9 protein-coding genes are annotated in these 25,141 nt (G+C 66.1%); all 9 read right to left on the bottom strand.

From position 1 onward, the window contains the following. Positions 1 to 116: 116 nt before the first annotated feature. The gene (locus ACF8R3_RS07305; protein WP_196127447.1) at positions 117 to 1,451 is read right to left on the bottom strand and encodes an OprD family porin; all 1,335 of its coding nucleotides are present in this window, start codon (positions 1,449 to 1,451) and stop codon (positions 117 to 119) included. A gap of 195 nt (positions 1,452 to 1,646) precedes the next feature. Further along, positions 1,647 to 1,871 carry a hypothetical protein gene (locus ACF8R3_RS07300; protein ID WP_078479089.1) on the bottom strand — a complete coding sequence of 75 codons (225 nt, stop codon included), beginning with the start codon at positions 1,869 to 1,871 and terminating at the stop codon, positions 1,647 to 1,649. A 341-nt stretch (positions 1,872 to 2,212) separates the two neighbouring features. Next, positions 2,213 to 2,947 carry a YkgJ family cysteine cluster protein gene (locus ACF8R3_RS07295; RefSeq protein WP_392515355.1) on the bottom strand — a complete coding sequence of 245 codons (735 nt, stop codon included), beginning with the start codon at positions 2,945 to 2,947 and terminating at the stop codon, positions 2,213 to 2,215. Further along, entirely contained in the window at positions 2,944 to 3,255 is a 312-nt protein-coding gene (locus ACF8R3_RS07290; protein ID WP_392515354.1) for a hypothetical protein, read from the bottom strand. The genes ACF8R3_RS07295 and ACF8R3_RS07290 overlap by 4 nt, the downstream gene beginning before the upstream one ends. A gap of 83 nt (positions 3,256 to 3,338) precedes the next feature. Next, positions 3,339 to 4,238: a chemotaxis protein gene (locus ACF8R3_RS07285; protein WP_058639429.1), complete on the bottom strand. Its 900-nt coding sequence runs from the start codon at positions 4,236 to 4,238 to the stop codon at positions 3,339 to 3,341. Between the two features lie 72 nt (positions 4,239 to 4,310). Next, positions 4,311 to 5,495, bottom strand: coding sequence for an HlyD family type I secretion periplasmic adaptor subunit (locus ACF8R3_RS07280; RefSeq protein WP_196186692.1), 1,185 nt, complete (start codon positions 5,493 to 5,495; stop codon positions 4,311 to 4,313). Further along, positions 5,492 to 7,660, bottom strand: a complete 2,169-nt coding sequence (locus ACF8R3_RS07275) for a type I secretion system permease/ATPase (protein WP_392515352.1) — start codon at positions 7,658 to 7,660, stop codon at positions 5,492 to 5,494. Before ACF8R3_RS07275 ends, ACF8R3_RS07280 begins: the two co-directional genes overlap by 4 nt. Then, positions 7,657 to 9,093 carry a TolC family outer membrane protein gene (locus tag ACF8R3_RS07270; RefSeq protein WP_058639427.1) on the bottom strand — a complete coding sequence of 479 codons (1,437 nt, stop codon included), beginning with the start codon at positions 9,091 to 9,093 and terminating at the stop codon, positions 7,657 to 7,659. The genes ACF8R3_RS07275 and ACF8R3_RS07270 overlap by 4 nt, the downstream gene beginning before the upstream one ends. A gap of 66 nt (positions 9,094 to 9,159) precedes the next feature. Next, positions 9,160 to 25,047, bottom strand: a complete 15,888-nt coding sequence (locus ACF8R3_RS07265) for a BapA/Bap/LapF family large adhesin (RefSeq protein ID WP_392515350.1) — start codon at positions 25,045 to 25,047, stop codon at positions 9,160 to 9,162. Between the last annotated feature and the right edge of the window lie 94 nt (positions 25,048 to 25,141).

The following is a 25,141-nucleotide window of genomic DNA, read 5'->3' as shown; positions in this document are numbered from 1 at the left end:
TTTGCGGCGGCGACATTCTAGGCAAGAGGTGATTGTCGGACAAGTTCGCCCGACGGAATCACAGCGCGGCAGAGATCGCCCTGCCGCACGGATTAGCCAGTGTCTGTACCAGGCTGTCAGAACACGTTCAGAGGGTAGTCGACGATGACGCGCACTTCGTCGTTGTTGCTGTTGCCATCGATCGAGGCGTAGCCTTGGCCGCCGCGGTGCGTGGCGTAACGGACCAGCACCGAGAGGTCTTTGAGGTCGCCTTCCTGGAACACGTACTTGACGTCCAGGTCGCGTTCCCAGTGCTGGGCCTGCTTGCCATCAGCCCGGTAGTAGTCGTAATGGCTGTTGTCCTGGGCAGCCTTGGTCAGGTCGGCCTTGCCCCGCGAGTACGACAGCGATGCGCTCAGGCCAGGCAGGTCGAGGCCGGCGAAGTCATACCCGTACTGAAGTTTCCAGGACCGCTCGTTCGGCGCGTTGAAGTCCGAATACATGCGCGAGTTGTCCAGGTAGACGCTGTCTCCGAGGTTGATGTAGTCGAACGGCGTATCGCCGTTAACCCGCTGATAGGCGGCGGTCACGGTATGAGCGCCTGCATTGAGGGCCAGGTGCAGGCTGTAGGTGTTGTTGTCGATGCTGCCCAGCAAGGCCCGGCCTGTGTCTTGCGTATGGTAGAAGTGAGCGCCAGGGTTGAGGCTGACCTGCTCGTTGACCACATAGGTGTAGTCGAAGTCGGCGTAGTACTGGTTCCAGATGTCCTTGAGTTCAGCCGCATACACGCTGGTCGTGATGTTGGGTGTACCGCTCCAGGCTGCGCCCGCCCAGCTCAGGTGCTTGCTCTTGCCGCGCTCATCCAGTGAGCCGTAGTAGGTGTCGATACGGCGATGGCCGCTTTGGTTGTAGGGCTTGGTGAAACTGACCTTGCCACCCTCAAGCAGCAGCCCTTCGACGCTGGTGTTGGTCAGGCTGATACCCCGGAACGTCTGCGGCAGCATGCGGGTTTCGCCACCGGCGATCACGGGGTTGGTCAGAAACAGATCACCGGCCTTGAACTCGGTGTCCAGCGCCTTGAGCTTGAGCGCCGCGCCTGCGGTGGAAAACGAATGCGGGGCTGCCCCCAGTTCACCGTCGCTTTTCACACGGGTCGGCAGGATGCTGGTGCCTGCATGACCACCACCACCGTCGAGCTTCACCCCTAGCATGGCGTGCGCGTCCAGACCGAAACCGACAGTGCCTGGTGTGTAACCGGATTCGAAGCGCGCCACTGCCCCTTGACCCCATTCCCGCGTATCGCGTGCACCGTGATTGTGGGTATCGCGGTTGAAATAAGCATTGCGCAAGTGCAGGTTCAACGACGATCCCTCGACAAAACCCTCGGCGTTGTCATCGGTGGCCTGAGCCGTGACGGGAATACTTGCACTGAGCGCAATGAAAAGCGGGGTGAAGCGAAACGCGAAAGACACCGGTATAGACTCCTTGATCGGTAGGCGGGGCAGTGCTTGTTATAAGGGATGGCCATGCTTGGCGCATGACACAACTGCCAGGAAAAAACACAGCGCATACGAAAAAAAGCCGCTGATAGGGCAGCGGCTTTTAGAGGCTAACATATTGAAACAGATGAATCCCATGGCGCCTGTTGAACGCGCCGAGGCGTAGGCTCAGCTGTCGGCGTCGGTATCGACAACCGCTTTGGACGCTGTCTGCGGCGAGCCTTTGACGGTGTCGGCATGCTGTGTGGCCACTGTTTCACGGGCCTCCTGATGGGCCGCTGCGAACTCGGCGTTGCGGGCCACGAATGCAGGCGACTCTTCGGCCATGGCCAGGGGGGACAACAACAGGGACGACAGGACGAACACGCTGGCAATACCCATACTGTTGGACATTTCTAACTACCTTCTTGCGGTGCAAGTACTAATGAGGACAGGGGTAAAGTTAGTCGTGTGGAGGCAGTTTAAACAGAGCGAAGTTGGATAAGCACTGTTGCGTAAAAGGTAAGTATCGGGGCTGGAATGGCGGGGATTTTCTTTGAAATGCCCGGTTTAGAGCCTTGTAGGGAACTAATGAGAGCCGAGGTTCAGAGTGGGCGTTAGGGGGCTCACATTCAAACGGTTACTGGACGTGGTCGGAGCGCACGCTTGCCTCGGCCAGAACGGCCACGAAGATGGCGGCTTCAGGTGCTCAGCTTCGCAGCTCACATTGCCGGGGCCGCAAAGCGGCCCCGCCCCTAGAACCCGATAAACGCGTAATAAACCGGTGGCTGGTCAGTCACCTGTACCCCATGCGCCTGTAACTGTGCCTGCAATGCCGCATCCTCGACATGCAGAGCCCAAGATCCCCAGATGTCCTGGGGCTGCTCTGCAAGCGCTGTGGCAAACGCATGCATGTCAGGCAAGTAGGCAGTAAAGCCGTTGCCTTTAAGCGCGCTAGTCGTCATGCCCAGTGCATGGCAGACCGCCACCTTGGCCGCGATGTCCTCCCTGTCTGCCTGCCGAGAGGCCTGCACCAACGCCTGCAACTGGGCATCGACCAACTGCGTGCCGTGGATCAGCTCAGGCCCCTGTTGCCAGGCCTCAGGCGGGCAATCCTTGCCCTCGGGCCGCAAGGGGATGTGCGGGTTGATTTCAACCGGATAGATCCTGCACACCAGCGGGCGCTGGTCGTAAATGGCGCACAGGTCGTTGTCGGCCAGATAGCGGCAGCGGCCAGGGTTGAAGGCCGCGAAGGTTACCGACACCCGGATCTGGCCGTCGGCACTGGGTACGGCGTGAGAGCGCAACAGCACATGTTCGCGTTGCTCAGGAGGCATGCCAGGGCCGTCGACGACGAATGCCTCTATCAGCACGATTACCTGCCCACCGTCGCGGGCCCAGCGCTGCGACTCGACCAGGGTCAGGGGCACATGGTGGCCGCTGCAGCACTTGCCACAGCCGGTGCAGGCGAAACGCAGGCTATCGCTCACTTGGTTTGCGGGCTCCATTCACTTACATACGCCCGCTGCTGCTTGCGGTCATACAGGCACAACTCGGTACCGGTACGCTGCTTCATGTGCTTTTGCGGGTACACGCCTTCGATCAGCAGTGCGCTCATGCCGGACTGGTCGTCGAACTCGGCGGGCTTGCCGCGAGCATGGGCGTTCTTGAACTGGCTGGCAGCCAGGCAGGCCTTGAGCATCTGCTGACGGTGCTCGTTCCAGGCCTGGCTGCTGGAGGCCTGGACGAGGCCGCTGGACAGGGCGCAACTGATCAGGATGAGGCTGATACGTTTCATGCGTGGCTTCCTGCTGGTTGCGAGAGGGTCTGGAAGTATGCCCCAGTCAGTCCGAGGGGCAAACCCGCAGCCGTGCTGGCAGGTCAGCGCTCAGCGAAGACCACGGCCCGCGCCGCCACCACCAGGCAGTCGGTCAACTCGGGGGACGAGAACTTGGTCAAGATGGCGTTGGCCCCGGCCTGGGTCGCCTTTTCGCTGCTCATGGCGCTGTCCAGCGAGGTGTGCAGCAGCACGTACACGTGCTGAAAATCCGGGCTCTCGCGCAGGCTGCGGGTGAAGGCATAGCCGTCCATCTCGCTCATCTCGATGTCCGAGACGATGACATTGATCTCCTGCGCCGTGCCTTGCAGCTCCAGCAGAATGCCGATGGCGTCCTTGGCACTGCGGGCGGTACGGCACTCGATCCCCAGGTTGCGCAGGGTATGCACCGACTGTTGCAGGGCGACGTTGCTGTCGTCGACCACCAGGATGTTGGCGGCGGCCAGCAGGCTGGCGTCCTCGACGCTCAGGCCACTGGCGGGCGATTCGACGGGTGCCGGGGCGATGCCGTGAATGACCTTCTCGATGTCGAGCACCTGCACCAAGGTGTTGTCCACACGGGTGACGCCGGTGATGAACGACTGTTTGCCCGCACCGTAAGGCGGCGGTTTGATGTCGGTGCTCAGGCAGTGCACGATGCGGCTGACCGCCTGCACATGCAGGCCCTGGCGCGAGCGGCTGATCTCGGTGACGATCAAGCACCCTGCGTTGGGGTCGGCCAGCGGTCGCTCGCCAATGGCGCGGGACAAGTCGATCACCGACAGCGGATGCCCGCGCAGGGTCGCCACGCCTTTGACATGCGGGTGGGACTCGGGAAGCTTGGTCAGCGCCGGGCACGGAATGATTTCGCTGACCTTGAGCAGGTTGATTGCCATCAGCTTGCCGCTGCGCAGGGTGAACAACAGCAGGGACAACGCGTCCGCGCGGGCATTTTGCTTGGCCATGGTGACCTTCGGTGGGGAACAGGGGATAACAGGTTATCGGCCTGTTCCGTCAAGGCTTTAGGGGCGCCTGCGCTAACGTTCGCGCAAGGCTTCCTTGGCCCGGTTCAGGGGTTTGATGAGGTAGTCGAGTATGGTCTTCTCCCCGGTGCGAATATCCACCGTGGCGATCATCCCCGGCACGATCGCAAACTGCTTGCCGGCCTTGTTCTGCAGGCTGTCCTGTTCGGTACGAATGAACACCCGGTAATAATAGATTTCAGGTTTGACCTCGTCCTGCAGGGTATCCGGCGAAATCCCCACCACCTTGCCGTCCAAGCCGCCGTACACCGAATAGTCGTAGGCGCTGATCTTCACTTTCGCGGCCTGGTCGGGGTGAATGAAGGCAATGTCCCGTGGCGCGATGCGGGTTTCGATCAGCAGGCGTTCATCCATCGGCACGATCTTCATCACCTGGCCGCCGGGCTGCACCACACCGCCCAGGGTATTGACCTCGATGTCCTTGACGATGCCCCGCACAGGCGAGCGCAGGGTCAGGCGCGTCAATGAGTCGCTACGGCCACGAATCACCTCCGACAGGCTGTCGGCCTCGGCACTGGCCTTGGCCAGCTCTTCCCTGGCTCGCACCAGGTACTCCGAGCGCGCCTCGGTGGCCTTGAGCTCCAGTTCCGAGCGTTGACGGTTCAGGCGGATGACCTCGACGCGGCTGGAGGCGCCCATCTTCGCCAGGTTTTCGGTGATCTTGAGCTCGCTGCGCACCAGCCGCAGCGAGTCCTCGATACCGGCCAATGTCTGCTCAAGGCCACGGCGGCGGGTGGTGTACAGCGCCGTCTCCGCCTCGATCAGCTCGGGCGACTCGCGCAGGCTGGCCGGGAATTTCAGCGGCTTGCCCGTGACCTCTGCCTGCAGCCGCGCCTGGCTGGCCTTGGCCGCGCGGTACTTGGCTTCGCTTTCGCCCACGCTCGATGATGTCTTGGTCGGGTCAAGCTGGGCCAGGACCTGGCCGCGCTCGACAAGATCACCTTCGGCCACGCTCATCTGCGCGACGATGCCTCCTTCGAACGACTGGATGATCTGTTCGCGAGAGCTGGGGATGACCTTGCCCGTGCCGGTGGACACCTCGGTCACCTCGAACCAGGCAGCCCAAGCCAGGAATGCCGCCAGCATCACCGCGCACAGGGTGATCAGGCGCCCGGCCCGAAACACCGCCTGGTCATCCTGACCATCGAGATAAGAGGCGGGAAGTTCATGGTTGCTCATGCCTGCGCTCCTTGCAGTTTGGCCAACGCGACGTCGCGCGCGTCGTCGATCACGATACGGCCGCCGTCGAGCACCAGGATGCGGTCCACCCGCTGCAGCACGCTCAACCGGTGGGTGGCGATCACCAGGGTGCGGCCCTGGCAGAAGCGGTCCAGGTTATCCAGCAACCGGCGCTCGGTAATGTCATCGAGCGAAGCAGTAGGTTCGTCCAGCAGCAGCACCTGCGGCTGGCGCACCAGCAACCGCGACAGCACCAGGGCCTGGCGCTGCCCACCGGACAAGCCCAGGCCGCCTTCGAGGATCAGGTGATCCATGCCTTTGGGCAGGCGACGCACGAAATCCAGCGCACCGGTGGCCGACAGCGCCGCCACCAGCTCCTGATCGCTGGCCTGGCCGGCGCCCAGGGTCAGGTTCTCGCGCAAGGTGCCGTGGAACAGCCTGGCGTATTGGGCCAGCAAACCCACGTCACGGCGCACGTCGGCCGGGTCCAGGTGCGCCATGGCGATACCGTCCAGGCTCACCTCGCCCTGCATCAGGTCCATGCTGCCGGCCAGCGCCTGCAGCAACGTCGACTTGCCAGCGCCGTTGCGACCGAGCACGGCAATGCGCTCACCCGGACGAATGTCCAGCTGCGCGATGTTGAGCACAGGCGGCGCTTCTTCGCTGTAGCGGAAGGTGGCCTGGCGTAAGCGGTATTCACCGCGCAGGGCAGGCATGTGCACCCGTGCCTCGCCTTCAGGATGGTCTACTGGCGATTGCATCAGCTTGTCCAGCCCTTGCAGGGCCACCTTGGCCTGCTGCCATCGAGTCAGGACATGGGTCAGTTGGGCCAACGGCGCCATCATGCGCGAGGCCAGCATGGAGGCGGCCACCAGGCTGCCGGTGGTCAGGTCACCGGCGATCACCATGGGCGCACCGATCACGATGACCACGGCGAACACGGCCCCTTGCACATTCTGCGTCCAGGCCACCAGCCCGTTGGTGAGGGTGCGCAGGCGCAGGTTGGTGTGGGCGCAGGCGGCGTTGTACTGGTTCCATTGCCGCTCGAAACGCGCTTCGGCTTGCAGGGCCTTGATCTCGTCCAGGCCTTGGATGCTCTCGACCAGCATGGCGTTGCGCAACGAGGACTCGCGCATCGAGGCATTGGCTAACCGTGCCAGGCGCCGCTGCGCGAGCAAGCCCGGCACCACCATCGCCACCAGGGCTACGATCGGCACGAACACCAGCACGCCGCCGATCAGCCAGAACACGAACAGGAACAGCAGGAAGAAGGGCAGGTCGGCCAGTGCCGTCGCAGTGCTGGAGGTGATCAGGTCGCGGATGGACTCCAGCTCGCGCAACTGCGAAATGAACGAGCCGGTGGACTTGGGCCGCACCGAGTTGCGCAGGCGCAGGGCGTGGCCGTAGACCAGGTCGCTGACGCGCAGGTCGGCTCGCTTGCCCAACAGGTCGGTAACCTTGAGCCGCAGCAGGCGCATGCTGAAGTCGAACACCAGCGCCAGCACCACGCCGCCAAACAGCACATACAAGGTCGGCAATGATTCGGCCGGAATCACGCGGTCGTAGACCTGCATCGAGAACAGCACCCCGGCCAGCGCCAGAACGTTGGCGACCAGCGAGGCGATCATCACTTGCCCATAAGGGCGCAGGTCGCGCAGCACGATGCGAGCGAACCAGTGACGGTCGTACGGGGCGGTGTAGTCATCGGTGCGCACATCGCGCAGTGGCCGTGCAGGGCGCAGCAGTGCAACGCGGGTGATCCTGCCTTGCAGCGCATCGCGGGGCAGGCGCGAGGTCAGCCCTTGATCGCCTGCGAAGACCACCGCCAGGTCATCCTCCTGGGTCACCGACTCGACCACGGCCAATTGGCCGTCATCAAGCTCCAGCACCAGCGGCGTGCGCCATTGCCGCAAGCCTTTTGCGTCGAAACGCACAAAGCGCAAGGCCAGGCCGGCCTGGCGTGCCATGTGGCGCAGGATTTCGTCCAGGGGCCGGGCATCCTCATCGGCGGCCAGGCGGATGCGCTGGGGGGACACGTCCAGACGATAATGGTGCGCGACCTGCAGCATCACCTCCAGCCAAGGGCCGAGGTCAGCCCGCGCGCTGGTGGCAGGTGCCGGGATGTGGGCCTGTTCGGGCAGTGTCACATTGACCGGATCGCTCATGGCTGAATCTCCACACCTTGCAGGTTACGCCCCTCGAGGCCGAAGGCCGCCCGCAGGGCGCCCGTGTTGTAGAGGCAGTCCACGTCCAGGCGCAGCAGGTCGGAACGGGTGCCGGCCAGTTCGAAGCGCGACTGGTAAATTTCCTGCTCGGCATTGAGTAAGTCGAGCAGGGGGCGCGTGCCCAGGTCCAGGTACTGGCGGCCGTAAAGCATCCGCGCTTCCTGAATGCTGTCCTGGCGGGCCTCGAGCGAGCTCAGGCGGCGGCCCAGCCCCGCTGTTTGCGCGGTGGCTTCGGCCAGGCCGCGGCGGGCCTGCAAGCGCGCGGCATCCTCGGCCGAATCGGCGGCCGTCAGGGCATAGCCCGCCGCGCGACTGCGGGCACTGATGGAGCCGCCCTGGTAGATCGGCACCTCCACGTTGAGGTAGATACCGGCCTGGGTACGGTCCAGGCGTGAGTTGTCACGGTTGTAGTCATTGTCCAGGTAGTGGTTGACCTGGGGCTGCAACGACACGGTAGGGTAGGCCTCGGCCTTGGCCTGGGCCAGTTCGGCCTGGCCCTGGGCACGTTGGGCAAGCGCCATCAGTACCGCTGGCAGGCGCTCGTCGCCCTGGCTCGGCCGCTTGCAGGCCTGGGCCAGTTCCCGAGGCGTTCGTTCGTCCAGGGAGACCGGCGTGGCGCGTCCGAGCAAGGCCGCCAGGGTCGAGCGCCAGCGCTCGTATTGGGCACTGTATTCTTCCAGCACGGCGCGGGCGCTTTGTACCCGCGACTCGGCCTGGACCACGTCGGAGCGGGTGCTGGCGCCCATGTCACTGCGCTGGCGGGCCATGCTGGCAATGTCGCCTACCCCACGGATCTGGTCACGGGCAATGCCGATCAGCTGCTCATAGCGGCGCGTTTCGATCCAGGCGTAGGCCGTGTCGCGGGCCAGGTCATCGACCACCAGCAGGATATTGGCCTGGGCCCGGGCGGCTGCGGCCTGGGCAGCGCTGACCGCATGATCGACCTTGCCGAAGTCGTACAGCATCTGCTTGAGCGACAGGTTGATGGCCTGGCTGCTGCGGTCACCGCCGTAGCCGGTGTCATAACCGGTACGCAGGCCGCCGGAAATCTGCGGGTAATAACCTGCGCGGGCGACATTGATACCTTCGCCTTGCTTGTACAGGTTGCCGATGGCCTCGGCGATGCTCGGGTGCCATTGCGCGGCTTGCAACACGGCCTCGGACAGCCCCAAGGGCTGCGCGTCGGCGACCGGGGCCATGCCCACGGCGGGCCTTGCCGGTACCGCGTCAGGCGCGTCCCTGAGCAGGGACGGCCCGATCTGGCGTAATGCAGGGTCTATGTCATCGGCGGCCTGGGCCACCGGTTGAAAATTCAAGGCCAGGAGCCCGAAGGCTCCCAGCAACCACGGTGAAAGCGTACTGCTTGGCTTCACAGAGTGTCCTTACTGCTGGTCATCGTCCTTGCCGCCGGGGGTGTACCCGTCGGGTTTGCAGCGGCCTCAGACCACATGGATACCGCTTTGCACCCACAAGTGGTGACTCGGATCCTCCTGGGCCGTGTATTGGTTATAGTCGATACCGTCGGCAGTTTGGTTCCCCACCTTGCTCCAGGTGTCGGTCATGTGAACCGAGTCACTTTCGTCCCCCTTGATGATCAGCGTGTCGTTGGCGCTGTCGGTGACCGCCACCACATCGGCCAGGGTCAATGTCAGGGTTACTGCGCTGGTGTCGTTGAGGTCGATGGTTTCGATCTCGTGCACCCGCCCGACCAGGTTGCCCAGGTCGATGCTGGCATCGCCGCCATTCCAGAGCAGGGTGTCGCTCCCGTTTGCTCCGTTGATGCTGGCAAAGGCCTGGTCGCTGATGACCAGCGTATCGTTGCCCGCGCCCCCGTCGAGCGCGACCGCGCTACCGGTGCTGGCCACCAGCGTGTCATCGCCATCGGTGCCGGCGATCACCTCGCTGGCAGCGACTGCGGCGACACTGGCCAGCGCCGCGCCCTCTTCACCGGTGTCCGCCATGATCGCAGCGGTGGCGGCAAAGCCGGTGACTGGGTCAAGGTTGATGGTGAGCGTGGCGGTGTCGGTGGTGCCGTTGGGGTGGGTCAGCTCGTAGGTGAACACTTCCCGTTGCCCGATCACCGACGAACTGAGACCGGCGTCGAGGGTATAGGCGTAGCTGCCGTCGGCCTGTACCACCAAGGTACCGTAGTTGCCCTGGACGATGGCCCCGTTGTAGCCCGGGATGGTGAAGGTGTTCGCCGCCGTCAGCACGCTCAGCACTGTCAGGGGCGAGCCCAGGTTGTCGGCGCCCGCGCCGTCGGTCAGCAGGTTGCCGGTAACCGGCGTATAGCTCCCCACCACGAACTCGTTGAGGTGAGTTGCCGTGGCATTGACCGTGGTGGTCAGCGAGCTGAGCAGCCCAATGCCGCCTGCGGTGACCCGCATGTGGTAGGTGCCGGCGCCCTGGTTCTGGAAGGTGTAGCCCGCACCGCCGCCCAGCAGGGTCACCAATGAGCCACCACCTACGGTCTGCACCGTCACGTACTGCCCGGTGGCCGGGTTGAGCTTGAGCAGCTCGAGCGTGGTGCCGTTGAGCAGGGTCAGCAGGTTGGTGGAGTTGAGCACGACCTGTACATCAGCAGTGGTGTTGGCTGCCACGGTGGTGGTGTAGGTGGCCGAGCGGGTACCGAGCACCGGCAAGGACAGCGGTGAGAACGTGGTGGTGCTGCTGGTTTGCAGGTTCACCAGGCTGATGTTGGTGTTGTCGACGTCGTTCACCGCATCCACCACGGTGGCTGGCGCTGCGTAGTTGGTGTTGCTCCACACCTCGGTGGCTTGAGGGCTGTCGATGCGCACGTACAGGTTGGCGGTGTCGGACTTGCCGTTCGGATGCACCAGTTGATAGCTGAATACATCCACCTTGCCGACGCTGCTCGGGCTGCCGTTGGGGGTGTAGGTGTAGCTGCCATCGCCCCTGATCACCAGCGTCCCGTACTGGCCCTGCACCGTGGTGGCGCTGCCAGCGGTCACGTAGCTCCCGCCTTTGAGCACCTGCAGGACCGCGTCGCTGTCCGGCCCCCGCGCATCGGTAGTGCCATCGATACCCACGTCGGTGACCACGTTGCCGGACGTTGCAGCGCCTGTACCGGTGAACTGGGTCAGGCTGGTGGTATCGACCTGCAACGTGGTGTTGACCGTGGTCAGCAGGCCGATGCCGCCGCTGCCCACGGTCAGCCGGTAGTCACCGGCACGCAGCTCGCCGATGTCCACGCGCAGGCCTTGGCCCAGCGGCAGCAATACCAGGTCGAGCAGGCCCTGGCTGTTGCCGGTGGCCAGCGTCACCCAGGCGCCACTGGCATTTTTTACCTGCAAGGTGAAGGTGGCGTTGTCCAACAGGGCCAAGGCGCTGCCTGTGTTGAGCGTCAGCGTCGGGTCCGCCGTTGTCCCTGCGCCCACTGTCCAGGTAAAGGTCTTGCTGAAGCCTGCCAGCAGGGTGCTGAACGAGTCCTGGTAGGTGCGGCTGCTGACGACGGGCGCAAGGTTGACCACGGCAGTGGCCAGGTTGTCGCTGGCGATGACCGGTGCATTGGCGTCCACATCGGGCGCGGTAACGGTGACGTTGCCCGACACGTTGCCGCGTGGGTCGCTCAAGGTCACCGACAGCAGCTGGCCATTGTCCTGCGGTGGGTTCAAGGTCACGGTGAAGCTGCCGTTAGGCTGCACGGTACCGGTTTGCAGCACCGTGCCGGTCGCGCTGCGCACGGTGACGGTGGCGCCGGGCTCGCCGGTACCGGTCAGGCTGGTACCGTCGGCATTGACCTGCAGGTTGCCGGCGACCGCTGGCGGGGTGAAGTCCGGCGCCGTCAACGCGGTGGGCGTCGAAACGTTGCCTGCAGCGTCCGTGAGCGTAACCGACAGCGCCTGGTTGTCGATCTGCGCAGCCGCCAGGCTGACTACGAACAACCCGTTGCTGCCGACCGTGGCAGTGCCCAGCACGGTGCCGGCGCTGTTACGCACCTGCACCGTGCTGCCGACCTGGCCCGAGCCGCTGACGGCGGTGCCGGTGGGGTTGATGGTGGCAATCGGCGCGGCAGGCGGCGTGGTGTCGGGTGCGAGCACGCTGGCGCTGCCGGACAGGTTACCGGCGGCATCGGTCTGGCGTACCACCAGCAGTTGCCCATCGTTCTGTGGTGAGCTCAGGGCGATGGTAAAGGTGCCGTTGGCCTGCACCACACCGGTACCGACCTGGCCTCCTGGGCCTTGCACGGTAACGGTAGCGCCTGCTTCACCGTTGCCGGTCAGTACGGTGCCCGCACCGTTGACCACCACGTTGGTCGGCGCAGCAGGTGGTTGGACGTCAGGCGCGGTGAAGGCGGTGTTGCCAGAGGCGTTGCCCGCCGCGTCGGTCTGGCTGACGGTCAGCACCTGGCCGTTCAACTGCGGTGCGTTCAGGTTGATGCTGAACTCGCCGGCGGCGTTGACCTGCCCGGTGCCCAGCACCGCATTGCCGGCGCTGCGCACGGTCACTGTCGCGCCCGCTTCGCCGGTGCCGGTCAGTACCAGGCCATTGCTCGACAGCGCGGCGATGACCGGGTTTGCAGGCGGGGTGATGTCTGCCGCCACCACGAAGGTTGGCTGCGACTCGCCGCCAACCAAGGCAACGGCCGTGACGGTCAGTTGCTGCCCGTTGAGTTGTGCGGCCGTCAGTTGCAGGCTGAACGTGCCGTTCAAGGTGGCGCCGCCGACACCGATCTGGTTGCCCGCCGCATCGTATACCCGAATGCCCGTTCCCGAAGGCGCATTGCCCGACAAGGTCAGGCCATCGCTGGCCAGCACGACGTTGGTAGGGGGTACCGGAGGAGGTGCCAACGGCGTGACGAAGGTGATGCTGGCAGACGTATTGGCCGCCGCATCGGTCTGGTAGACCACCAGCGACGCCACTGAGCCGGCAGGCGGACTGGTGACGATCTGGAAGGTCCCGGCGTCGCTGACTTCACCGGTACCGATCACCGTCCCGTTTTTGCTGATGGTGACGGTTGCGCCTGGCTCGCCACGGCCTGTGATCACGGTGAAGGTGTTGTCCACCGCCAGGTCTGTAACGGCACCGGGCGGCGAGGTATCCCGGGCCAGCAAGGTGGCCGGGATCGACGCGTTGCCTGCTGCGTCGATGGAGACCACGGTCAGAAGCTGGCCGTTGTTCTGGGCTGGGTTCAGGGCGACGGTGAAGGCACCGCCCGCCGCTACCTGGGCGGTGCCGACTTCGACACCGTCCGGCCCGCGCACGCTGATGGTGGTGCCGGCTTCGGCCGTACCGGTGAGGGTCTGGCCGGTGGCATTGAGCACAAGGTCACCCGGCTGCACCGGTGGGGTGAGGTCAGGTGCTTGCAGTTCCACGCCGGGCGATGGGTTGCCGGTGGCATCCTGGGCGATGAGTGTCAGCACTTCACCGTTGATCTGTGCCGGCGTCAGTGCCACCACGAAGCGGCCGTCAGCGGCGACGACCACTTGGCCGACCAGGTCGCCCTGGCTGTTGAGCACCGTCACGCGCGCCCCGACTTCGGCTGTGCCGACCACCTGGGTGCCGCTGCTGTTGATGGTCGCCACCACCGCTTCAGGGGGCGTGATGTCCAGGGCAGTCAGGGTGCTGACCGGCGAGACGTTCTGGGCAGCATCGGTCAGGGTCACCTGCAACCGCTCGCCATTGAGCTGCGGGGTTTGCAGGGCGATGGTGAAGGTGCCTGCGGCGCTCACCACTCCCGTGCCGATCTGCGTCGTGCCCACGAACACCCGCACGGTGGCGCCCACTTCGCCGACGCCACCTAGGGTGTCGCCTGCCGCATTGAGGCGTAACTCGGTCGCCGCTGCTGGCGGCGTCAGGTCGGGCGCCTGCACCGTGACCGCCTCGCTGACGTTGCCAGGTGGGTCGGCCTGCAGCACGGATAGCACTTGGTTATCGATCTGAGCCGGCGACAGGTCCACACGGAAGCTGCCGTCTGCCAAGACTGTGCCCGTGCCCAGCGCCACGCCCGCTGCATCCCTGACGGTTACCGTGGATCCCGGCTCACCCAAGCCGGTGACCACGCTGCCATCGGCGTTGATTGCCACCTGAGTCAATGGCTCTGGTGGGGTGAAGTCAGGCGTTTGCAAGGTGGCGATCGGCGAGACATTACCGGCCGCATCGGCCTGGGTGAAGCTCAGCACCTCGGCGTTGGTGAGCGGCGGGTCGAGGGTCAGCGTGAAGTTGCCGCTGGCATCGACGATGGCGCTGCCGATGTCCTCACCCGCTGCGTTGGTGACGGTCACTTCTGCGCCGGCTTCGCCGCGCCCCGTAATGGTGACGCCGTCGCTGGAGACCGCCAGCTCCGCCGGTGCGGTGGGCGGCGTGGTGTCAGGCGCGGTGATGACGCTGGCGCCCGATTGGTTGCCGGCGGCGTCGGTCAGCAGCACCTGAACCTGTTGCCCATTGGCCTGAGGCGCCGTGAGGTTGACCTGGAAGGTGCCATCGACGCGCACGGTGTCGGTACCCAGCACACTGCCGTCGGCAGCGATCACCCGCACGGTGACGCCTGGCTCGCCTGTACCGTTGAGCAGGCTGCCACCGCCAGCGAACGCCAGGTTCTGTGCAGGTGTTGGCGCGGTGCGGTCTGGCGCGGTAAGGCTGACGCTGTTCGATTCGTTACCGGCCACATCGGCCTGGCTGGCATTGAGCAGCTCGCCGTCCAGTTGTGCCGTCGCCAGCGTGGCGCTGAAGTTGCCAGCGGCATCGACCACGGCGGTGCCGAGTTCGATACCACCCTCGCCGGTGATGGTCACGGTAGCGCCCGGTTCGCCGCGGCCGGTCACGACCAGGCCATCGCCAGACAGCACCAGGCCGGTCAGCGGCAGCGGCGCCGTGGTGTCCGGCGCCTGCAGCGTGGCAGGTAGCGAAACCGCGCCGTCGGTGCCAGTGGCGGCGATCAGCAGCACTTCGCCGTTGGCCTGCGCGCTGCCAAGGTTGACCGTGAAGCTGCCGTCATTGGCCACTGGGCTGCTGCCCAGGAGTTGCCCATTGGTGCCGTACACGTTGACGGTGGTGCCGCTGGCTGCCGTTCCCGATACCGATAGCCCGTCGGCTGCCAGGACCAGGTCTGCCGGGGTTGCCGGTGCCAAGGGCCCAGGGGCGTTGATCGATTGGGCAGGCGATACGTTCTGCGCTGCATCGGCTTGCACCACGCTGAGGGTTTCACCCACCAGTGCCGCAGGGCTCAGGCTGACATTGAAACGACCGTCGGCTGCGACCACGGCTGTGCCCAGCAGGCTGCCATCGGCTGCGCTGACGCGCACGGTGGCGCCGGCCTCACCGGTGCCCACCAGGCTCGCGCCGTCGGCGGACACGGCCAGGTTGCTGACGGCGGGCGGCGGCGTGGTGTCTGCTGCGGTATAGGGCGCAGCGGTCGAGACATTGCCGGCAGCGTCGGTGGCGGTCACCTGCAAGGCCTGACCGTTGGTCTGGGGAGCATTGAGGGTGATCTGGAAGGTGCCGTTGGCAGCGGCGACTGCCGTGCCCAGCACGTTGCCGGCGCTGTCGCGCACGGTCACCGTGCTGCCTGCTTCGGCGCTGCCGGTCATTTGCAGGCCTGAAGGGGCGAGCAGCAGGTCGATCGGCGCGTCGGGTGCCGTAAAGTCCGGCGCAGTCACGGCAACCGCCACCGATGTGTTGTTGCCCGCATCGGTCTGGGTGACGCTCAGGCGCTGCGCGTTGAGCTGCGCGCTGTCCAGGGTCAGGGTGAAGCTGCCATTGGCCGCGACCAGTCCTGTACCGAGGATGGTGCCGTCGACCCCGCGTACGCTGACGGTGGCGCCTGCTTCGCCCAGGCCGGTCAGGGTCAGGCCGTTGTTGTTCAGCACCACGTTGGTCAGGGCGGCCGGGGGTGTGAGGTCTGGCGTGGTGAGGTTGACGGCAACCGAGGTGTTGCCGGCGGCATCGACCTGGGTGACGCCGATGGCTTGGCCATTGGCCTGGGGCGTATCGAACACCACGGTAAAGCGGCCGTCCACACCCACAGTCGCCGTTCCCAGCACGGCGCCGGAGGCGTTGCGCACCTGCACGGTAGCGCCGGGTTCACCGCTGCCGGACAGCTGCCGGCCATCGCCGCTCAACTGCGCGTCGCTCACGGCTGCCGGCGGTGTGCGATCTGGCGTGGCCAGGCTGGCCGGTGCCGACACGTTGCCGGCTGCATCGCTGAGGGTGACCTGCAGCGCGCTACCGGTTGTCTGGGCGCTGGGCAGGGTGATCTGGAACTGGCCACTCTGGTTGACGGTACCGGTGGCCAGTACCGCGCCGCTGGCATCGCGAATCGTCACCAGCGCCCCGGCCTCACCCTGGCCGCTGACGACCGTGGCCGCGTTGTTCAGGCTCAGGTTGTCGGCAGCCAGAGGTGCCTGCAGATCGGGGGCTTGCAAGGTCGCGGCCAATGACACGTTACCGGCCGCGTCCGCCTGGGTCACGATCAGGTTCTGGGCATTGGCCACTGGCGGAACGAAGTTGATCGTGAACAGGCCATTGCTGCCCACGGTCGCGCTGCCCAGGAAGTTGCCCAGGCTATCGCTGACGCGCACGGTGGCGCCCACTTCGCCCTGGCCGGTCAAGGTGCTGCCGATCCGGTCGATGGCCACGTTTGTCGGTGCATCCGGTGGCGTGGTGTCTTCGGCGACCACGGTGGCTGGCACCGAGGGCTGACCGCCTGCCGTCGCTCGCGCGGTGACCTGCAATTTCTGCGCATTGAGCTGGGCATTGAGGAAGAACACGCGGAAGATGCCATCGGTGCCAACCGTCGCCGTGCCCAACGTGGTACCGGCGGATGTCACGGTAATCAAGGTACCGACGGTGCCCTGGCCGGTCAGCAGGAAGCCGTCGTCGCTGATCGCCAGGTTGCTTGGGGCCGCGACTTCGTTGCCGGTCGGGCCTTGCAGCTGTACTTCGGTGGAGGCGTTGCCGGCCGGGTCGATCACGACCACGTCGACCGTTTCGCCCGTGCTCAGGGGCGGGTCGACCGGGATCACGAAGGTGCCGTCCGGGCCTGCCGTTTCACTGCCGCGCTCGGAGCCATCAGGATTGCGGATGACCACCGTGCTGCCAGGTTCGGCCGTGCCGCCGACCGTGGTGCCATCGGGGCTCACGCTGACATCGGTAGCTGGCAGCGGATCGGTGTTGTCCGGTGCTGTCACGCTGATTGGCGCCGACGCATTGCCAGTCGGGTCGGTGACCACGACGGTGACCGTCTCTCCATTGTTCTGCGGGGTGGGCAGCGTCACGCTGAAGCCGCCGTCGGCGTCTACTGGGACAGTGACTTGGCCCCCGGCACTGTCGCGTACCGTGACGGTCTGGGCGCCAGGTGCGTTGCCGGTGAAGGTGGTGCCGTATTCGCTGACCACAACGCCAGTGGGTTGCGCAGGTGGGGTGATGTCCGGCGCGGTGACCTGACCGGGCAACGAAACGTTGCCGGCACCGTCGATCAGCACGACGTCCAGCACTTGCCCATCGAGCTGCGCAGGTGACACGGGGACGATGAAATTGCCGCCCTCAGGCACCACGACGCTGCCCAGCACGGTGCCGTCAGCGGCACGTACTTCTGCCGTGGCGCCAGGTTCGCCAACGCCCTGGATGGCAGTGCCGCCCGGGGTGATGACCAGACCCGTGGCGGTTGACGGTGGAGTGCTGTCGTCAGCCGTGAGCGTGGTTGGAGGTGACAGGTTGCCCTGTGCGTCGATGAGGATTACCGACAGCACTTCACCATTGGTTTGTGCAGGGGTGAGAGGGACTTCGAAGTTGCCATCGACCCCTACTTCGACGCTGCCCAGCACATTGCCGGCGACATCGCGGACCTCGACAGTGGTCCCGGCCTCACCTCGGCCGCTCAGTACATTCCCTGCGCCATTGAGCGTGAGGCCAACAGCCGCCACAGGCGGTTCGAGGTCAGGCGCCGTCAAGGTGCCAGGAACGGAGGCGTTGCCGGCAGGGTCGGTTTGGGTGATTGATAGCGCCTGGCCACCGAGTTGCGCCGGTACCAGGGTAACGCTGAAGTTGCCGTCGGCTTGGACCTCGGCAGTGCCCAGCACGATGCCGGCGACGCCGGTCACCGTGACTTGTGCGCCGGGCTCGCCCGTGCCCGTGACGACGGTGCCATCAGCGGACACCAGCAGGGTGCCGGGGATGGCCGGCGGTTCATTGTCTGGTGCAGTCAGGTCGACGGCCTGGGACAGGTTGCCGGCGGCATCGCGCTGTTCGACGCTCAGCACCTGGCCATTGGTCTGCGCGGGGTCGAGCGTGACCGAGAATGCGCCGTTGTCGCCTACTTGGGCAAAGCCCAACACGGCGCCGTTCGGGCCGCGCACGGTCACCGTGGCGCCGGCTTCGCCAGTGCCGCTCACCACGCTGCCTGCGCCGTTGATGACGGCGTCGGCGACCAGTTGGGGTGGCGTGGTATCCGGCGCAGTGAAGGGTACCGGGCCTGCGCTGTTGCCCAGGTTGTCGGTGGCTTCCACGCTCAAGTTTTCGCCGTTGCGCTGGGCAGCGGACAGGGTGACGTCGAAGCGTCCGTCGGCGCCCACGGTTGCGCTGCCCAGCACAGCGCCGCCTGCGTCGCGTACGGTGATGATCGAGCCGACCTGACCTACACCGGTCAGATGGATACCCGCGGTGTCGATAGCCAACGCGGAAGGCTGCAACGGGCCGTCCAGATCGGGCGCCGTGACGGTGGCGCTCGAGGTATTGCCTGCGCCATCGCGCACGGTGACTTCCAGGGTCTGACCATCGGTCTGCGGCGGCGTCAGTTGCACGCTGATGACGCCGTTGGCACCGATCTGAGCCGTGCCGAGCACGTTGCCATCGGCATCGGTGACCTGCACCGTGGCCCCTGCCTCGCCACGTCCGGTCAATACGCTGCCGTTGGTGCTCAACTGCAGATCGGTAGGTTCATTGGGGGCCGTGATGTCGGGAGCGACGATTTGCACGGGCAACGAAGGGGTGCCGTCGCCATCGATGGCGACCACATCCAGGGTTTCACCGTTGGCCTGGGCCGGTGTGAGGCCCACGGTGAAGCTGCCGTCAGGGTTGGCCTGAACGGTGCCGATGACATTGCCCTGCGTATCGCGCACTTCCACCTGGCTGTTGCCAGGGGCTGTGCCGCTGACCGAGGTGCCGTCGCCAGCCACCACGATGTCGGTCGGGCTAGCCGGTACGGGGGCTTGCGAGACGGTGACGTCTATCGCCGTGGAGGCATTGCCGGCTGCATCGGTCTGCACCAGCGTGATGGCCTGGCCGGTCACCAACGGCGCATCGAGGTTGACGACGAAGGTGCCGTTGGCCGCGACGGTGCCCGTGCCGATGACTAGGCCCTCGTCATTGCGCACCTGCACGGTGGCGCCCGGTTCGCCCCTGCCTGCAACTGCGAGGCTTCCCGCACCTGCCTGCACGTTGCTGACCGGTACCGGCGGCGTGATGTCGGGGGCGACATAGCCTAGCGGCACCGAGCTGTTGCCTGCGGCGTCGGTGACGGTCACGGACATGGCCTGACCGTTGGCCTGGGGCGGGTCGAGTGTGAGGGTAAAGGTGCCGCCGGGCTGGGCGATGGCGCTGCCGATCAGGGTGCCGGCGGCGTCGCGCACTTCAACGCGCGCGCCGGCCTCGGCCGTACCGCTCAAGGTCACGCCGTTTTCCAGCGCCAGGTTGGCCGGTTGCAACGGCGCCACCTGGTCAGGCGCGGCCAGCGAGCTTGGCACGGAGACGTTGCCCGCTGCATCGGTGAGGGTGACCTGGAGCGCCGAGCCGTCGATCACCGGCGTCTGCAACTGCACCACGAAGCTGCCGTCGGCTTGTACTGTGCCGGATGCCAGCAGTTGGCCCTGGTCGTTGCGCACTTGGACAGTGGTGCCGGCTTCGCCGCGCCCGGAAACAGTGGCGCCATTGGCGCTGATCACCAGGTCGGTGGCAGGTTGCGGCGGCGTGGTGTCGCCGCCGTTGTCGATCACAGGCGCAGTGACCGAGCCCGGCAATGAGGCATTGCCGGCGGCGTCGGTAGCATTGACCTGCAGCTGCTCGCCGGCCACTTGTGGCGGATTCAGGGTGATGCTGAAGACACCGGTCGCACCCACTACGGCCGAACCCAGCACAGTGACCCCATCAGCGGCCAGCACGCGCACGGTACTGCCAGCTTCGGCGCGCCCCGTGACGATGCTGCCGTCGCCATTGACTTGCAGCTCGCCGGGGATGGCCGGTGGCGTGATGTCCGGCGCCGTCACCTGCACAGGCAGGGAGGCATTTGCGGCGCCATCGATGGCCACCACGTCGAGCAATTCGCCGTTCGCCTGAGCCGGGTTGAGCACGACGGTGAATGTGCCACCGGCGCCTACCACCACACTGCCGACTACGTTGCCATCGGCATCGCGTACCTGCACCTGGCTGCCTGCCGGGGCCGTGCCGCTGATGCTGGTGCCGTCCTCGGCCACCACCAGATCGCTCGGGCTGGCCGGGGCCGGAACCAGAGGAACGTCGAACAGCAGCGGTTCGGACCCATTGCCGCTTGGGTCGGTCTGCACGAGGCTCAGGCGTGCGCCGGGCTGGGCAGGTGGGTTGAGTTCGAGCAGGAAGGTCCCGTTGCCACTCACGATGCCGCTGCCGATTACGCTACCGTTCGCATCGCGCACTTCTACGCGCGCGCCCGCTTCGCCTCGACCGGCCACGGTCAGGCCGGCGTTACCCACCACCACGTTGCTTACCGAAGCCGGCGGCGTGATGTCCGGCGCTTCGAACTGCAGCGGGGTCGAGGTGTTGCCAGCGGCATCTACCAGGCGTACATCGAGTGCTTCGCCGTTGGCCTGCGCGGGTGCCAGGGTGATACTGAAGTTGCCGTTTGCATCGACCAGGCCGGTGCCGATCACGGCCCCATCCGCGGTGCGTACCTGCACCGTTGCGCCAGGCTCGCCGCGACCGGTCAGCGTGACGCCGCCTTCAAGGGCAAGCGCGGTTGGTTGGGCAGGCGCCAGCAGGTCGGGGCTGACCACGGTGGCTGGGGTGGAGGCGTTGCCGGTGGCATCGGTGAGCACGACTTGCAGGGTGCTGCCGTCCTTGATCGCAGGGTCCAGCGTGACCTGGAAGGTACCGTCGGCATTGACGGTGCCGCTGGCCAACAGGTTGCCTTGTCCATCGCGTACCTGCACGGTGGCGCCAGCCTCGCCGCGCCCATTCAGTTGCGCGCCGGCAAGGTTGATGGCCAGGCCCGTGGCAGGTGCAGGCGGCGTGTTGTCCACGGCGTCGATGTCGGGCGCTGTGACATTGCCCCCAGCAGAGGTGTTGCCCGCCGCGTCGGTGGCCGTGACCTGCAAGACCTCGCCGTCGACCTGCGGCGGGTTCAGCGTGATGCTGAAGCTGCCGGTGGCGCCGACCACTGCACTGCCCAACACCGTGGTGCCATCGGCTGCCAGCACGCGCACAGTGCTGCCTGGCTCGCCACGTCCGCTGAGCACCGTGCCGTCGGCATTGACGGCCAGTTCGCTTGGCGTTGCAGGCGCAGTGATGTCCGGGGCGATGATCTGGGTGGGCAGGGAAGAAAGCCCTGCACCGTCGATCGCGACCACATCGAGCAGTTCGCCGTTGGCCTGCGCGGGTGTCAATTCGACCGAGAAGCTGCCGTCAGGGCCTGCGACTGCGCTGCCCAGCAACGCACCGTCCGCGCCGCGCACTTCTACCCGAGTACCTGCCGGGGCGGTACCGGTCAGGGCGGTACCGTCTTCTGACAGTGCCAGTTCAGCAGGGCTGGCGGGCGGATTGGTCGCTGGCACCGCGAATGTCACGGCGATCGAAGCATTGCCGCTGGGGTCCACCTGGATCAGGCTCAGTTGCTCACCGGGCTGCGCGGCAGGGTCGAGATTGACCAGGAAAGTGCCGTTGGCGGTAACCACGCCGCGACCCAGCAGGTTGCCATCGATGTCACGCACTTCAACCGTGGCACCGGCTTCGCCACGGCCACTGAGTGCGGTACCCCCTGGGCCGACCAGAAGGTTGGTCACGCCTTCGGGTGGCGTGATGTCCGGGGCGTTGAACTGCAACGGCTCAGACGTGTTACCCGCTGCATCGACCAGGCGTACGTCCAATGCCTGGCCGTTGGCCTGGGCAGGAGAGAGGGTGACTGTGAACCGGCCGTCGTCGCCAACAATTGCCGAGCCGATCAGGGTACCGGCTGCGGTACGGACCTGCACGGTCGCACCTGCTTCACCGCGGCCAGTCAGGGTCACGCCGCCAGCCAACGCCAGTTCGGTTGGCTGTACCGGGGCGATCAAGTCAGGGGAAGTAACGGTCGCGGCCTCGGACACATTGCCAGCGGCATCGGTGAGCGTGACCTGCAGGTCGCTACCGTCCTTGACGGCGGGGTCCAGGTTGACAGTAAAGGTGCCATCGGCGGCCACGGTACCGGTTGCAATCAGGTCACCGGCCGCATTGCGCACTTGGACCGTGGCTCCGGCTTCACCGCGACCACTCAACTGGGTACCCGCCACACCCACTACCAGGTTGGAAGCCGCTTCAGGCGGCGTCGTATCGCCGCCGCCGTCAATGTCCGGCGCGGTGACCGAACTGGCCTGGGATGCATTGCCCGATGGATCGGTGGCAGTGGCTTGCAGCACTTCGCCGTCCACTTGGGCAGGGTTCAAGGTAATGCTGAACACGCCGGTGGCGCCGGCGACCGCCGAGCCCAGCTCGGTGCCGTCAGCGGCCAGAATGCGCACGGTGCTGCCCGGCTCGGCGCGGCCCGTGACCACGGTGCCGTCGGCGCTCACTGCCAGCTCTGCGGGAGCGGCGGGGGCCGTAATATCGGGGGCGGTGACCTGGGCGGGCAGTGACGACACATCGTCGGCGATGGCCACCACATTCAGCAGTTCGCCATTGGCTTGAGCCGGGTTCAGGTCGATGCTGAAGCTGCCGTCGGCATTGGCGATGACGCTGCCGACCAACGCACCGCTGGCATCGCGCACTTCGACGCGCGAGCCTGCCGGGGCAGTACCGGTAAGCACGGTGCCGTCGGCGTTTACCGCCAGGTTGGCTGGGCTTTCCAGGGCTGGGGTCAGGGGCACTTCGTAGTCGACGGCGGGCGAGGCGTTGCCGCTAGGGTCTGTCTGCACCAGGCTCAGTTGCTCGCCGGGTTGCACGGCGGGGTCGAGGTTGACCAGGAAGGTGCCGTTGGCAGTGACCACCGCGCTGCCCAGCAGGGTCCCGCTCGCATCGCGCACCTCCACCGTTGCACCTGGCTCGCCTCGGCCACCGATGACGGTACCGCCAGGGCCGACCAGTACATTGGTGACCGCTTCTGGCGGAGTGATGTCAGGGGCGTCGAACTGCAAGGGCGCCGAGGTATTGCCTGCCCCATCGACCAGGCGTACGTCCAGTGCCTGGCCGTTGGCCTGGGCAGGGGAGAGAGTGATGCTGAAGGCGCCGTCTGCGCCCACGGTGCCTGTGCCGATCACGGTGCCGGCGGCATCGCGCACTTGCACGGTAGCGCCTGGCTCACCGCGCCCAGTGAAGGTGACGCCATCGGCCAGGGCCAGGTCGGTGGGTTGCGCAGGCCCCACGAGGTCTGGCGACGCCACGCTGGCGGCTGGCGAAGTGTTGCCTGCCGCGTCGGTCAGGGTGACTTGGAGGCTGCTGCCGTCCTTGACGGCGGGGTCCAGGCTGACGGTGAAGGTGCCATCGGCACCAACGGTGCCTGTGGCGAGCAGGTTGCCTGCCGCGTCGCGCACTTGCACGGTGGTGCCGGCTTCGCCGCGGCCGCTCAACTGTGTGCCGGCTAGGCCGACCACTAGGTCCACAGGTGCATCCGGCGGTGTGGTGTCACCGCTATCGACCAAGGGCGCGGTGATGTTGGCTGCCGGCGACGTATTGCCTGCTGCGTCGGTAGCGCTCACCGCCAGGGCCTGGCCAGTGGTCTGCGGGGGTTGCAGCGTGATGCTGAACAGGCCGTCGGCGCCCGCGATGGCGGTGCCCAGCAACGCACCGCCAGGGCCGCGTACCGAAACGGTAGACCCAGGTTCGGCCCGCCCGGTCAGGATGGCCCCTTGGGCATCGACGGCCAGGTTGGTCGGTGCGAGCGGCGCCGTGAGGTCTGGCGCAACGACGGCACCCGGTGCAGAGACGTTGCCAGCGGCGTCGGTCAGGGTGACTTGCAGGTTCTGGCTATCAAGCTGCGCCGGTGTGAGCACCACCTCGAAGGCTCCATTGGCCCCCACCACGCCGCTGCCGATCACATTGCCGGCAGGGTCGCGAACGTTGACCGTGGTGCCGGGTTCGCCGCGGCCCGACAGGCGCGTGCCATCAGCGGAGACAACGAGCGCCACGGGCGCATCAGGAGCGGTGGTGTCGGTGCCATCGACCACTGGAGCCACAATACCAGCTGCGGCGGACGTGTTGCCCGCTGCATCCTCGGCCGTGACCTGCAACGCCTGGCCCGCTGTCTGTGCCGGTTGCAGGGTAATGCTGAACAAGCCGTCCGCCCCAGCCGTGGCCGAGCCCAGCAGCACGCCGTCAGCCCCTCTGACCGACACCGTGGAACCGGGCTCGGCGCGGCCTGTGAGCGTTGTACCCTGAGCGTCGATGGCAAGTTCGGTCGGCGCCAGCGGAGCGGTCGCATCCGGCGCGGTCACGGTGCCCGGTGCAGACACATTGCCGGCTGCATCGGTCAAGGTCACCTGCAGGTTTTCGTTGTTGATCTGGGGGGCGTTGAGCGCTATATCGAAGCTGCCATCGGCCCCGACCGTACCGGTACCGAGCAGGTTGCCAGCGGCATCACGAATGTTCACGATCGCACCCGCTTCACCGCGCCCCGACAGGCGCAGGCCATCCGGGGAAACCAGCAGGTCGATGGGGGTTGCCGGTGCCGTGGTGTCAGGTACTGCACCGCCACCGCCACCGCCACCGCCGCCGCCGCCACTACCGCCGCCCACCGCCGCCGCGCCGCCGCCCACGCCGAGCAATCCCAAGCCTGCGATGGCCCACGTCGGCATCGCGTCGCCCGCCGTACCGATGCCTGCAACCAGTTCGTCCAGAGAAGCCACTTCGTTGAAGGTGAAGCCGGTGAAAGCCTGAGCATTGTATTCGGCTTGCCAGAGGGTGCCGTCTTCGCCGACGAACACCATGTCGCTGCCGACGCCTGCCTGGTTCACCGCGAAGAAATTACCGATGGTGACCTTTTCGCCGGACTTGAGCGTGACGATCAAATCCTGCCCGCGTTGCGTGACGGTGGCGACCTGGTCGGGCGCGACGGGCATCTGCACGACGCCTGGGCCATTGAGAGTGATATTGCCCCAGGCATTCTGGGTGGCGACGGCGGACTGCTTATCGGCGACGACGATGTTTTCCATGAAGTGCTCCCTGCTGGTCGACTGATCCCCCCCGGCCAGAATGCGGCCGGCATTGCTGCACCAGGTCCTCTGGAACGCGATGCGGCAGCCTCGA

The sequence above is a fragment of the Pseudomonas sp. FYR_7 genome (assembly GCF_043106155.1).
Taxonomy (GTDB): Bacteria; Pseudomonadota; Gammaproteobacteria; order Pseudomonadales; family Pseudomonadaceae; genus Aquipseudomonas; species Aquipseudomonas parafulva_B.
This window is presented reverse-complemented; position numbering and strand designations above follow the sequence as displayed.